Source organism: Mesorhizobium sp. B2-3-5, from assembly GCF_006442395.1.
Lineage (GTDB): Bacteria > Pseudomonadota > Alphaproteobacteria > Rhizobiales > Rhizobiaceae > Mesorhizobium.
This window is the reverse complement of record NZ_VFVX01000032.1, coordinates 17,181-30,286: the sequence shown is the minus strand read 5'-3', so window position 1 is coordinate 30,286 and position 13,106 is coordinate 17,181. Positions and strand designations below refer to the sequence as shown.

Sequence of the window (13,106 nt, the reverse complement as noted above, 5' to 3'; positions counted from 1 at the left end):
GTGGCCGCCGCGGCGGCGCACGTATGCAATGAGCAGACATTGTGCTCTCCTTTGGTTGGGGAAATGGTCGGGTGAGATGGTCCAGGCAGTTTTTGCCTGCCGGGATAGTGGACGGTGTCGCCTGCTAATGGCCAGCGTGTCGCGCTGGAAATGATTGTCGCGTCGCCGAGCGAAGCGCGGCGTCATTTGCGAGTCATGCGGCGGCGTTTGCGCTAATCCCACGTCCACCGGGGGTTCGGGGGCGGTCTGTCACTCCCCAATGCATTGGCGAGTGACAGACCGCCGCGCCGGCATCGTCGGACGTCCCACGTCCGACCAAGCCCGCCACGCCCCTCCGCGTGCCGGGCCAACGCTGTTGGCTTGCCCACGTCTTGCATTCGGCGCGGTACATGGAGGCCCAAGGGCCGCAGTCGTTGAGCAGGACCGTGCCACCTCCCGTGTGGTCGGGAGTGTGCCAGCCGGTTGAGGCCGGCAGGCCCGCCTTGGCCGCAGGTGAATGGCGTTATCGGAGGTCTCGGCTCGTCCGGTGATGCGGCTGGTCATGGCTTTGCCGTCGATGGTCTGTCCGGAGGTGAAGACTGTTCCCTTTTAGCCGGCGCGGCCGTCTTGTCCCGATCCTGCCCGCTCCTTCGCTGCGCTCCCGTGTTGGGGACAAGCCAGCCCTGCACGCCGTCTCCTTTGGAACCGTCCTCCGGGACAGAACCCAATCAACCAAAGGAAAAGACCATGACCCTCAAACGCAACACCCAGGCGAAACCCGAGCCCAAGTCACCGATCTACCACGCTTATACCGTGCGCGACGGCAAGGACGGCCAGAAGGGCTTCTGGACCCGCATCGGCTCCTTCTTCGCCCACGATGACGGCGAAGGCGGCACGCTCCTCCTCGATGCCCTGCCGCTCGACGGACGCATCGTCCTGCGCGCCCCCAAGGACGAAGAATAGGAGGCCGCCATGCAGCTCTTGACCCAAGACCTGCGGAACAAGCTGCTGGCGAATGGTCGCCAGCAGCTTCCTCTCCGCGGCACGGACGGCGAAATCGACTTTGTTCCGGTCGTCAAACTGTTCACGCCGGATGCCGGCGCGACCTGGCTTCTGACTGAAATTGATCCGGAAGACCCGGACACCGCCTTCGGTCTCTGTGACCTCGGGCTCGGTTGCCCGGAAATCGGCAGCGTCAGTCTCACGGAGCTTTCTTCGGTGCGTGGCCGCCTCGGTCTGCCGGTCGAGCGTGACCGGCATTTCAAACCGGAGGGAGCGCTGTCGGCCTATGCCGAGGAGGCTCGACGACTTGGCCGCATCCAAGGCTGAGAACGATTGCCAACGCCGCCTCGGGTGGCGTTGGCGTTGTGTCGGTTACCGTCGGCTCTTGAGGGCGACTGCCAAAGCCTCTGCTAGTCTGGTGCGGGCGGGGCGGGGGCGCGCGCTATCGCATCCGGTAGAAGCAACGCCCGCCACAATATCGGAGCGTCAGCTTTGGATGCCAGAGCCTCGAGGGCGACTTGGAGCGCTTTGGCTTTTGGCTGATTATCAATCGCACCGTGAAGAGTTTTGGTGGCAGCGGATATGTTGCCGTCCTCTCGGTGCGCCTCGGCCAGTGTCAGCGCGAATGCCGTCTCATAAAGATCCGGCAGTTTCAGGCCACTCTTCTGATATTTTTGTTTGTAGTATCCGTCGTATAGCAACGCGATTTCATCAGCAGGCCATTCGACGTCTCGGGATAGCGCGAACCGCACGGCGAGGCTTTCAAGGGATGGCGGCTCAAGGAGCTTGTCATAGCGTTCGACTAGTTTTGAACTGTCAGGAAGGCGGTCTTCCTGCCTGACGAGGACATGGAAAAGTCCATAAAGTGCGACCATGGGCAGTCGGTGGGCGGCCTTCGCCCGAGGGATCAGAAGTTCGTATTTGCGAAGCAGGTCCCGAATATCCACTAGTGTCGCGTCGGGAACCTTCTGTTGGACGGAGGTGATCAGGCTAAGGAACCCGCCCAGCTTCTGACGTGCGATGTCAGGCCGGAATCCTTCGTGCTGCCAAACCCAATATTGGGGGGCCATTTCGAGTTGGACGATGTTTGGGAAATCGCTTTGGTAGCGATAGCTTTCCTTTTCGACCTTCGGGCCATTGCGCACGTAGGCAAAAATGAGGTGGCGGGCCATGCGCGCCAATCCATTCAAGGTTAAAATAGGTCGGCGGTCGTGGCTCGCTGTTTCCCCTAAATCCCAGACATTACTGATCTGTTTCGGAAGCGGAGCCAAGGTGTGTATGTATTTGGACCGGATCGTGTAGGCTTGCGAGATTGCCTCGATCAGGTCTGCTTTACCTACCGGGCGCACTTGGCCTTCCGCCTCCTGTCTGAAGTACGAGGGAGAGAGGTTCTCAAGCGCAAATGACCGAAACCGACGAGCCAAGCCGATATGCTCGACCTTGAGCAATGCCTTGCGGACTCGGTCCCCAGTCTCTTCAACTGCCCCCTTCAGGGCCTTGTCCACGGCCGTACGTTTACGTTCATCATAGTCGTCCCATTGTGCATCCGGTCCTTTGAAATTCTGGGCCAGAGACTCAATTGACGCGACCAGCAGCGTGTAGGCTAGGTCAATGTCATCGCCGATCCGATGGAGACCGGTCACATAGGTGCGGATCGCTCCTACCGCTGCAAGGTAGTCGCTCCGCTTCAGCGCCATCAATTCCTGGATGAAACCCTTGAGCTGATCGAGGTCCACTTCGCTGATATTGACCTCGCTGTCGAAGACGCGGGCAACATACGTCCGGGGCGGCGATATTGTGCTTGGCGACAACGGCTGGTCGCCGACCAGGCGCCGCAAAAGGTCGGGATCCGGCGTGCAGATCACGTTGAGAGCGAAGGACGCGATTGAGGCGAAATCCTTCAGGAATGGATCGACCCCAATGGAGACAAGAACGCCAGTGCCTTCGGCGCCTTCATACTCCTCGACGATTTCGTAAGAGAGGGTGCGCAGGCCACGGAAAGCAGTGGAAGGTTGCAAGGAACCCGCCGCCGTTTCGATGCGCTCGCAACGCCACGGCGGTCGCATGTTGCTGTAGAGCGTGCCGCGCATAATGTTCCGGCGGCGCGTCTCATCTGTGTAGAATTTACCACTGACGATCTGTAGCATCAGCATCCCTTTGGATGTGCTTGGAAGGCCTCGACGCAGACGCCATCGACCAAGGCAGATTGCGGGCTAGCGTTCATTCCCCTGGGGCCGATGGATTAATCCCGCCAAAGCCGGTTTGCATCGAAATCGAGCTTTGCCGCTTTCATTTCTGCCACCAGTCTCGCCTTCCATCCTTCCGCGCTATCGAGCTCGGTATAAATGACCCCCGAGAGGTCTGAAGGAATTTCGATGTGGCCTTTCTGGAGAAGGCAGACACGGCCGCGGCCCAATTTGCCGGCGAAGAAGCCAAGCTCGAATATGACATTCTGACGTGCTCTTGATGCCTGCTCGGCGGTGGAAACGGCGGCGCCTACATCGTCTGGCGTGAGCAACACAACGGCAAAGCCAACCTCGGCCGCAAAGGCTTCGAACTTTTCCACAATGGTACGGCCTTGGTTGGGCTGCTCCTTGAGCACGATGGCTTCAAGTCCCAGCTTCTCCAGAAACCGGGCCAAACTCTGAAGAGCCGCTTCGTCGTGGCCGTGAACGATGAACACCTTGTTGGAGTCCGGCACAACAAGCTCTGTTTTAAGGCTCTCATTGTTCAGGATATAGGCTTTGTAGTCTCTTACAAAGGGAATGATGAGTTGACGGGTTACTGCATGGATCGATGAGCTGAGGTTATTACCGGAGTAATAGAATGTATGCCCGAAATCCATAAGGAAATCGGGCTTTTCGGCAAAACGTCCAATGAGCAAGAAGGTGAGACCTAGACCTTGCTCGACATCGTCGGGCCACAAAATCTTATCGCTTCCGACCATGCCGCCATTGCGTTCTTGTTTGTCTAGAAATGCGTCAAGATCCAGCCCCTTTGTCAGCTTCTTGTTGGCACTCTCCAAATCGGCGTGGTTCAGTAAACGTCCCAGCACTTTCAGCGGCCGCTCGAAAGACTGATATTCGGCACCCTGTAGGTCCAGCACTGCGTTGTTGATCTGCGCAAAAAGGTCGGTCGCCATTAGTCGTTTGAACCTTCACCCAGTCGTGCGGCTGCAGCACGGTCGATTATGCCCTGTCGGTATTGTTCCTTCATACCTTCAACCATCGTCGCCACGATTGGATTGGATGCATAGGGTTGAACTTTGGCGTCGATGATCGCCTCGATCGCCTTTATTGCAGCCTCAATACTGCTGGGATCCTGCGGGTTGAAGTTGACCACCCCCAACTCGCCATCTAGCTCTGCAATCGCCTTTTGGGCGTCGTCAAATTGTTTAGTTAGCGCATCGAGCCCTTGGATTTTCAAGTTAATATCCTTTCTTGATTTGGCTGAGTCATTGGTGTTTCTCTGCTTTCGGCAGCGAACAAATGACTGATTATCCGTGTAGGAAGGCTGATTTGGCAAGTGCAATGAGGTCGTTTTAACGGTTTTAGTGTTCGATGATTGGGCGAAGTGAGCGTGGTCGCTAAATCAGCCCGCCATAGAACCTGTCGTTCGACGGCGCGCCACTATCGACGCAGATTCCATGCCGACGAGGACGTTTCCACAGGGCAGGTTACACCATCCCTTGCGTCTCGAACAGATCAAGAACAGAATGACCTGTGTCTGATATCGAAAAAGAGTCGCCGATCGCTCCTCCCGCCGCCAGCGCCAACGCTGGCGGGCAGTTTGAGGTGCGAGTAGGGGCGTTTTACACCCTGTGCATGCTGGCCGGCGGTGAGCCGCGTGGTCTTGTCGGCGCGACGGTGCAGTCGGTCGCCCTGCAGCAAAGGATCGCCGGGCATCCGCTTGATGACATCGTCATACATGCAACGAATGCGGATGGTTCGCAGGCGACGCTCGAAATCCAGGCCAAGCGGACACTGGCGTTCACCGCAAGCGACGACGAGTTCGTCGACGTTGTCGGACAGGTCTGGCAAGCATCGCTGAAGCCAGCGTTCGAGGCCGAACGATATGAGACGGCAGTGGCTATCGCGCGCACGACCACGCGAATTGAGCAGGCGGTCCAGGAGGTCCTGCACTGGGCACGGCAACGACCTGACGCCGCCTCCTTTATGGGAAATATCAGGCGGAAAGGCTTCGCCTCCGACCCGATGCGCAGCTTCGTCAAAGTCTTCACCGACAATCTCCAACGGCATGGGGCGCCAACTGACGATGAAACGGTGTGGCGTTTGCTGCGCCGGTTTCAGGTGCTCGTTTTCGATTTTGAGGCTGTCGGGTCTGACTATGAGCACAGGGCTCGGGAACGGTGTCGGTTTGTGCTGGCATTTGATCAGGCCAGCCGCGCGGGTGATCTTTGGTCCCACCTGATCGTTGACGCAGAGGCGTCGGCCAGGGGAAGCGGTTCGCGCACGCGCACCGACGTCATCGGCATACTGTCAGCCGAAGAGGGGTTCCGGTTTGGCGATGCCGCCGATTTAAAATGGGTGATGGCCCTCTTGGCCGACAGCGCCCAGTTGGCGCTCGGCGAGATCGGTAACGAGGTCGGTGGTGTGCGGCTCGCTCGGACTGCGCTGATTGAAGAAGCCTGTGAGGCGCTGGGACGGACGCGCGTTCTTAACATTGTAGGTGCTCCCGGCGCCGGTAAATCGTCCGTTTTGAAGCACTTGGCCGAACTTCTGCGACCAGAGGGACGCATCATCGTCCTGCGGAACGGGCGCATCGTGCCGGGTGGTTGGCCGCGGATGGCCCATGAAATCGGCTGCACCGTTCCTTCGGATCAATTCTTCAACGAACTTGGAGCGGGCGGCGGTACCACGCTGTTCATCGACAATATCGATCAGGTCGACGACGAGAAGGAGCGGGCGACCGTCACCGACCTGTTGGCCGCCGTCGCGAAATACCCAGGCTGGCACGCGGTCGTAACCAGCAATGAAGCAAGTTCGGATTGGAAGACGGTGCTTCCGCCGGCACTGCTGCCGGATGTGGCGGTGCTAAAGGTCCCGGACATCTCAGACGACGAGGCCGAGCAACTGTCGGAGCAGAACGCGGCATTCGCCGTTCTCTTGGAGAAAGACCATCCGGCCAAGAGCATTGCCAGAAACCTGTTCTACCTCTCGCGCATGGTTGCGTTGAGCGCCGGACAGCTGGCCGAGATTTCGTCTGAAATTGACCTGGCCCGTCTCTGGTGGAATTACGGCGGCGGTCGCGGTGAAGATTCTGGCCGGTGGGCGCGCTTGAGAGCACTGCGCGCGATGGGAGCCGATCTTCTGGCGGAGCCGACACTTGTCGCCTCGAAAGCTGACAGCCTCGATTCCGCCGTGGTGGCGGAACTGCTGCGCCTTGATGCCATCCGCGAAGAAATCCGCGGCGCGGAAGTCGCGTTCCGACACGATGTGCTGCGGGATTGGACCCTCGGCTTCATGCTGGACGAGGATTCAAAAAGGATTGAGGCGTTGGCCAAGGATGCCCCTTTGCCAGCGGCCTTGTCCCGTGGCCTGGAAATGGCCGCCCGCGTTGCTCTGGAGGGCGACGAAACCGGGGTTCGGTGGCAGAACGTTCTCCAATTGGTGTCGGGGGACACCGCGCACGGCAGTTGGCGGCGGCCAATCCTGCTCGCCCTGCCGCGCTCCGAGCGTTTTGCGCAATATTTGCAGTCAATGATGAGGGTACTGCTTTCGGACGACGGCCGCGTGCTGCGTGATGTGGTCCGGTTGATCATCATTGCCGAGACAGAGACTTACGCCGAAGTGTTTGTAAAGGCGCAACCAGGTCAGCCCGTTCCGCCCGGAGCCAGTGAATTCGTGTATCCGTCGGGGCGTGGATGGGTAGCCCTGATTGCGTGGCTTGCGCTCAATGCTCGATCGCTTCCGCATCCGACGATCCCGGAAGTCGCCACCGCCTTCAGAGCCTGGCTGATGGCGACCCATATGCTCCAGCTTCCCATAAATGCCGAGGTTGTTGCTATCCTGTTCGAATGGCTCGCCCTGATCGACGAGGCCGTGCGACCGCGCATGTTTCGGGACGGAGAGGAGATCCCGCCACTCGTCACAATCCCACACATCACCGATGCGCATGCGCTTGTCCGAATGACGGCTTGCGCCTTTGCATTGGTCAATCCGGCGGCCGCAAGAAAATACGTTGCGACCGTGAATGCCGGCGAGCCAATGCACCGAGAGTTCGAGGCTCTGCTGAAGGGCCGTGGCGCCCTTGCGAAGGCCGCGCCGGCCGAGTTCGTGGATTTCTTCCTTGGCGGCGTGATTGAGAAGCCAAAACGGCAGGACTTTTACAGCAATTCTCGGGATTTGAGGCCATTCGGCATTCATGAGCATTTGTTTATGCCAGCCTCGCCAAGCCAAGGTCCGTTCCTCGAAATCCTCGAACAGACCCCCGATGAAGGTTTGCGGCTGGTTCGCCGCATCGTCGAACATGCGACCGACTGGCTTCGCAGGCATTATGCCAAGGAACGCGTGCCGTTCCCCCGGGTCATGATCGCGTTTCCGCAAGGCTCAAAATCATTCGAGGGCGATGCCAGCGTTTATGGTTGGCCACGGGTCCCTGTTCCGAGCAGCATGATCACGTCGGCTTTGATGGCACTGGAGGCGTGGGGCCATAGCCGGATCGAGGCGGGAGTGGCTCCAAGCCAAGTACTCGACGATGTATTGGGGCCGGATGGTTCGAGCTTTGCCTTCCTGGCGGTGGCCGTTGACCTCGTTTTGTCGCACTGGCCGATTTTCCGCGACGTGGCCTGGCCACTGGCATCAGCCCCCGAACTTCTCAAGCTCGATGAGCATCGCCACGTTCGGGATATCACTGGCGTCGACCGCTTCCTCGCGTCTGAGCGGGAGCCGGCGACCGCGAAAGTGAAACGTGCCGATCTTGACGCACGTCCCTCCCGCAGAACTCGGCTGGTGATGGGGTTTCCCTATTACGTGTTCGACGCCAGACCCGAACTGGCCGAGGCGCTTCGCAAGTCGCTTGAGCAGGCCAGGAACGAAATCTGGCAGCGCCCGCCGGACGGCGAGGATCCGATCCAAGGGTTGCATGCGTTGGCAAATCGCGCCGTGCGCATGATGGATCCGGTCAACTGGCAATCCGGAAGCTATGAAAATGAAGATGGTTCGACAGCAGGGTTTCTCCAATATGTGCCGGAGCCGGACGAACAGCGGCTGATCGCCGAAAAGAACGCAGAGGTGGCGGCAAGCACTCGGCATTTCAACAGCCGTGCCGGTATTGAGCTCGCCTTGACCGATCCGGGACGCTCCACTCTGGAGATTGTCGCCGATGGCATTACGTGGGCGAAGCAACAGCCCGACGACCTCGCCCCGGTTCCCGATGACGCCGACCGCGATGACTTTGATGCCGAGTGGGACCGGCGCGCAATTGTCATGGCCGCAGCGCTTGCCGCGCGCGATTACCGAGAACGCGATCGCGCCGAAGTGCTTGTATGGGCTGAGAAAATTTTGGATCGAGCCGCCAAGGGCGCCTCTCGCGAAAGCCATGGGAATAACCAGATTGTTTACGACAAGGTCGCAATCGCGGCTCTTGGGCTGATCTCGATTTATCGCGAGAATCCGACAGCTGCCGTCCGGGACAAGTTGCTGGCCTTGGCCGCCAATCCCAGCCTGCCGGTTACAAATGCGCTGGGCGGTGCCTTTCTGGATTGGAAGACCGACAAGATACTGCCTGCCATCATCCGCATCATGCTGGCCAGTTCAAGTTATCCGCGTCGCCGCGATACGGTGTCGGAGAAGCAAGCAGTTGAACAGGCGCATGCGCAAAGAGTTGAAGAGGCTGTTGCCGCCGAGCTCGCTTGGCTTTCCGGCCGAGGCGAGGAACCAGGTTGGCCCACGCTTCCCCCGTGGCTCACGCGCCCCAGACGTTATCTCCAATTGCCTGGCTTTACGGCGGAAAAGCCCCGAAAGCCGTACGCGGAACCGCCTGACGCCTACGCCAGCGAGCAGCGATTGGCCGAAATCGTATCCCACTTGGTTCCTTTGACCGTTGGCACGTTGCTAGGCTGGCTCGTGCCGCTGACGGAGCATCTCATGGCATGGACCCTCGCGGCCAACGCGTCGGACGAGGAGGAGCGCGAGCCCGAGGGCCGGCCATTTACCTGGAACGGAACGTTCTACGACTACCTTGGGATTCTGTGTGCGGCTCTGCCGAACCAGCAGGCGATGAAGAGCTTCGTCCAGCCCATCACCGAACTCGGCGATGAGGCGTTCCATGACGGAATGGCCAGCCTCCTCAGAGGCTTCGACCGAGCCGTGTTGTCCTCCAATGCGACAAAGCCAGCCCATCCGGCGGCCATGCGCATCGCGTTGGCCGAGCGGTTGAAGAACACGCGGAATTACCAGCATTTGAACTGGAGGAAGGAATTTACCACCGAGATCCATGCCGCGGATGCGCTGACGGCGATGTTCTTCCAGCGATCTGGCATCTTCCAAACACGTCGCCCCAGCGTTCCTGACAACTGGGATGGCCTTGACGCTGTCATGCCGACGCTAACCGGCCTGGTCACAGGTGCTTCCAGTTCAGGCTATCTGGCCGTATTATTCCTCGACCTCGTCGAGACATCGCGGCGTCCGAATCTGTTGCCGTATTTGCTTGAGTGTTTGGGAGCGTGGTGCTCGGCTTATGGGCCTGACACGAGCTTCTGGGTCAGCCGAGACGTTGGCGGCCGTGTTTGCCGCTGGTTGAAGGATGTCCTTGCAGATGGGGCTGTAGGATTGCTGGATTCGAGTCAGGCAAAGGCCTTGGTTGATAGCCTCGACGTTCTGGTTCAAGCGGGTGTGACCTCAGCGCGGGAGGTCGAAGAACTTTTTGCCGCGAGTCATGCGGCCGAACGCGGCTCGCTCCAGGTCCTAAGCACTGCCGCTCGCGGCATCCAGCGAACCGAATCACAACCTGAATTTCTCAGAAACGGTCTGCAGTAAATGCCGGCCGCATACGCGGCCGGCATCCAGATACTAATCCTCTTCGGATTGATTGCCCCACTCGTCGGGCTCGGGCGGGGTCGGCTGCGACCTCAAAATTGCGAGGAGCGTGGCCAGGTCATTCGGCATCCGCGACCGGCGGTGGTTCGGATGGCCATCGGTGATGCCGTCGCCCTCACGGGGCCGGATACTGTTGGATGGAGGCATGTCGTCCTCGACGACAGGCTCACCTTCGTGCGGAAGATCAATAGGGCTCATACAACCTCCTTAGTAGACTAAGGCAACAATCCTAGATTGTATCCATTTGACGCATCCGCGATATCGGCGTACAAAACAGTGCCGTGCTCACATCACGGAAGCATCTACAACCGTTTATGTTGCGATGCAGCATCGAGAGGGTTGCATCCCTCTCGATGCGTTATTTTGCGCCGGCTTTCTGCCTATGTCGATACCAAGATTACATTTTATTAAATAAATTCAATAAGTTAAACGAGGTTTATTTTCTCGTTGCACGGTACGAATGTCACCGAGCGAGCATTATTGCCAAGCGGTTGGCAATAATTCCCGGAGCATGGTAGGAATGTGTTTGGCGCTGGCGGAGATGGTGGAAGGTGGCAAGGCAGACTTTAATCACGCGAATGAAGGCTAACACCGTCGCGGATAAGTTGCAGGAAATTCAAAAGCACATAGCCGCCCAAGGGACGTCCCACGTTTATGCAATCCTTAAAAGCGTTGGGATTCAGCCCAGGACATTCCGAAATTGGATACATGATCCAAAAGCGGCCGAAGATGCCACCCTTGTAAAGCTCGGCTTGCTGGACCGAGCTTTAGACAAGCTGCCTCGTCTAGACCAAATAGAGTATATCAACAATTACCGGTTCTCTCTTCAGGAAATGAAAGAAGATGAGAAATCTCAATCAATGATAAAGAGATTTTCCGGAAAGTATGATGTTTTTCACAGAATGGCTGATCCTAATTTAAGCCTAAGGAAGATACGTATTGTAGTCAGTGATACTCCGTTCTTTCCGATATTTTTGGCAAATGTATTTACTGGAGGAGAAAGAAGGCAAGCTGATGGATTTGTATTCCATCAGGGAGACTATATCGTAATGTCTGGATTGTCTGAGTATATAAATTCTTTCTTCATATTCAGAACTGTGGTTAGCGTTGCAAACGATCTTTTGGAAGGACTGATTACTATTCAGGAGAAGTCTGAGAATCTGTCCTATACATCATCGGCCGTATTGCGCCACTCTACCAACGGATGTAGCGACGAGGACGCCCGCAGGGTACTTTCCAACGTGTTTGTGAGTCTATGAATGTTCTCGATGTTGCATTGCTACGATACGCGCCGATTGCCGGTGTGGCTCTCCTTCCAGGAACGAGACCCGAAAACGCAGCCGAGAGGAACCAAAGGTTGGCTGTGCCGCTATACTGAACTTTGTTGCCCATTGAAAAGGCCTATGTGCTAGCACCCCTCGCCGGGGGCGGTCAGTCCCGCGTCCCGCCTGCGGCGGCGCTATGCTGACGCTCCTTAGGCCACCCTTGTTGAACCGGTCTCAGGGCCACGAACTTTCTCCAGCACCGAACTGGCTTGGTCCCGCTGGCGGGCATTTCGGTGCTTTCGCCTTGTGCGCCCTTTTTTTGGTCGGGAGAGATATCTCGGCTCTAGTCTTACGGCCTCGTGACGCACATGTTCTTTATGCGAATTGACCGGGGAGGGGAATTGGTGTGCACGGGCCTGCGCTGCCAGCAGACAGGCCTCATGGAATGATGATTTTGCGGCTGCGGATGGCATTTTTCTCAAGCACTGAAATGCAAAGGTGCGAGTGGTCGTACAGCCAGGAGCTCGAAAAGACCGGCCTTCCCTCGATAAAAGCCGCCATAATACTCGACACCGGCCGCCGTCGGCGCAATATCGTCACGTACGCATTGACCAGATCGTTGTCGTCGACATTTCGGTAGAGTCGTGTGTTGGAGGGATCGGATACCATGGCTTCCGGTCCCAACTGTCGGGGTGTCGAGATGGTGTTTGCGGCAAGCCGCTGGAGGGCGTCCCAGTGACCACCGGTACTGTCTAGCAAATTTATGGTGTTGGTGAGGTCGACTTGGCATTCGATGACGGCCGCAGAGATACCGGGGGCCACGCGCGACCGACGCTGAGCCACCATCTCGGCCCACTCTGCTGCTCGACCTGGGGCGCGGTAAAACAGATAGAACCCTGTTCCCAGCCAAGATCCCTCACGAGGGAGTAACCTAAAATTGCCTGCCATTATGGAAATGGCCCTATCCGACGTTGTGCCGTGATAGGCCGTAACGTACCGCCCCTCCAATAGTCCCCCCAAGACGCTAAAGTAGCCCCGGAGGGCTACTTTGTTTTACCAAACGAGACGAATTCTTCTTCTGGGCCGGGCTCTAGGCCCCACTCCTTGTCAAAGTCTTCCACGGTCATGTCGGCGAGTTGTTTCAGCTTTTTGCGCGAATTCACTTTATCAATATCTGCAAAAAGAGCAGCCATATCAATCATATGCCGGGGCATGGAATCAGTTTTTTCAGGCTCGGAAACGGAATCGGGTTGCACTTTCTTTGCCCCTTTGGGTTTTAAGGGCTCAGCAGTATAACCCTTCGAAAGGCCAATGCGTTTGCCCTTCGGAGAAGTTGTGGGATCAAGATACATCAGGTGGGCATCGTAAGCAACCGACTGGCTAGCTCTGATTGAATGGATCTCAATTCTCTTACCGTGATTTGTCGTAATCGCGATGACGTCGTCTTTAGGTCTCTTCTTGATTTTCTTCGCGCTTGTGAAGGCCGATTTGCTATTACCCGATCGGCCAATAATACGGCCAGCGGAATCAATTACTTTAGTACCCTCAATCAATGCCTCGATGACCTTCCCCCCGACAATGCCCTGTCGAGACGTTTTCTTGGGATTGGGCGGTGCTGATTTTGCTTTCAAACGAGAATCCTCGCATTGAATCGGAGCCTTTAATATGGCTCAAAACGTCGACAGCGCAAGGCCGCCGCAAGTGTGAGCAAAAGCGGCCCTTAATCCTTCCGCACCATCAGGCCCAATGTGGGTAGGTAGCCCGTGGCGGCGCAGTAGCACCGCAAGCGCAATCGTGTCCT

Annotated in this window: 10 protein-coding genes; 4 read left to right on the top strand and 6 right to left on the bottom strand. The window is 57.6% G+C overall.

Annotated elements, in window-relative coordinates; genetic code table 11:
• Positions 1–726: 726 nt before the first annotated feature.
• Together FJ958_RS25840 and FJ958_RS25835 are read left to right on the top strand one after the other, a co-directional pair.
• Entirely contained in the window at positions 727–942 is a 216-nt protein-coding gene (locus tag FJ958_RS25840) for a hypothetical protein (protein WP_140747021.1), read from the top strand.
• A 9-nt stretch (positions 943–951) separates the two neighbouring features.
• Entirely contained in the window at positions 952–1,308 is a 357-nt protein-coding gene (locus FJ958_RS25835) for a DUF2958 domain-containing protein (RefSeq protein ID WP_140747019.1), read from the top strand.
• A gap of 83 nt (positions 1,309–1,391) precedes the next feature.
• Here FJ958_RS25835 and FJ958_RS25830 read toward each other — a convergent pair whose 3' ends face one another.
• The 3 genes from FJ958_RS25830 to FJ958_RS25820 all read right to left on the bottom strand — a co-directional run bounded on the left by FJ958_RS25830 (position 1,392) and on the right by FJ958_RS25820 (position 4,407).
• Positions 1,392–3,128, bottom strand: a complete 1,737-nt coding sequence (locus tag FJ958_RS25830) for a hypothetical protein (RefSeq protein WP_140747016.1) — start codon at positions 3,126–3,128, stop codon at positions 1,392–1,394.
• Between the two features lie 95 nt (positions 3,129–3,223).
• A complete protein-coding gene (locus tag FJ958_RS25825; protein WP_140747014.1) occupies positions 3,224–4,123 on the bottom strand; it encodes a nucleotide-binding protein in 900 nt (299 codons plus the stop codon).
• Positions 4,123–4,407: a hypothetical protein gene (locus FJ958_RS25820; RefSeq protein WP_140747011.1), complete on the bottom strand. Its 285-nt coding sequence runs from the start codon at positions 4,405–4,407 to the stop codon at positions 4,123–4,125. Before FJ958_RS25820 ends, FJ958_RS25825 begins: the two co-directional genes overlap by 1 nt.
• Positions 4,408–4,703: 296 nt before the next feature.
• Here FJ958_RS25820 and FJ958_RS25815 point away from each other — a divergent pair, with 296 nt between their 5' ends.
• Positions 4,704–9,980: an ATP-binding protein gene (locus FJ958_RS25815; RefSeq protein ID WP_140747008.1), complete on the top strand. Its 5,277-nt coding sequence runs from the start codon at positions 4,704–4,706 to the stop codon at positions 9,978–9,980.
• A gap of 33 nt (positions 9,981–10,013) precedes the next feature.
• Here FJ958_RS25815 and FJ958_RS25810 read toward each other — a convergent pair whose 3' ends face one another.
• Complete coding sequence (locus tag FJ958_RS25810; protein ID WP_140747005.1) at positions 10,014–10,238, bottom strand: hypothetical protein; 225 nt, start codon at positions 10,236–10,238, stop codon at positions 10,014–10,016.
• Between the two features lie 353 nt (positions 10,239–10,591).
• Here FJ958_RS25810 and FJ958_RS25805 point away from each other — a divergent pair, with 353 nt between their 5' ends.
• Positions 10,592–11,299 (top strand): hypothetical protein, encoded by a 708-nt coding sequence (locus FJ958_RS25805; RefSeq protein WP_140747002.1) that lies wholly within the window; start codon positions 10,592–10,594, stop codon positions 11,297–11,299.
• Positions 11,300–11,743: 444 nt separating this feature from the next.
• Here the strand turns inward: FJ958_RS25805 and FJ958_RS25800 are convergent, their stop codons facing one another.
• Together FJ958_RS25800 and FJ958_RS25795 are read right to left on the bottom strand one after the other, a co-directional pair.
• Entirely contained in the window at positions 11,744–12,151 is a 408-nt protein-coding gene (locus tag FJ958_RS25800; RefSeq protein ID WP_140746999.1) for a hypothetical protein, read from the bottom strand.
• Positions 12,152–12,348: 197 nt separating this feature from the next.
• Positions 12,349–12,936, bottom strand: coding sequence for a hypothetical protein (locus FJ958_RS25795; RefSeq protein WP_140746996.1), 588 nt, complete (start codon positions 12,934–12,936; stop codon positions 12,349–12,351).
• Positions 12,937–13,106: the final 170 nt, after the last annotated feature.

Bases quoted from the DNA above. Each gene is read 5' to 3' on its own strand.
- FJ958_RS25840 (WP_140747021.1), top strand. From the start codon at position 727: ATGACCCTCAAACGCAACACCCAGGCGAAACCCGAGCCCAAGTCACCG.
- FJ958_RS25835 (WP_140747019.1), top strand. From the start codon at position 952: ATGCAGCTCTTGACCCAAGACCTGCGGAACAAGCTGCTGGCGAATGGT.
- FJ958_RS25830 (WP_140747016.1), bottom strand. From the start codon at position 3,128: ATGCTACAGATCGTCAGTGGTAAATTCTACACAGATGAGACGCGCCGC.
- FJ958_RS25825 (WP_140747014.1), bottom strand. From the start codon at position 4,123: ATGGCGACCGACCTTTTTGCGCAGATCAACAACGCAGTGCTGGACCTA.
- FJ958_RS25810 (WP_140747005.1), bottom strand. From the start codon at position 10,238: ATGAGCCCTATTGATCTTCCGCACGAAGGTGAGCCTGTCGTCGAGGAC.
- FJ958_RS25800 (WP_140746999.1), bottom strand. From the start codon at position 12,151: ATGGTGGCTCAGCGTCGGTCGCGCGTGGCCCCCGGTATCTCTGCGGCC.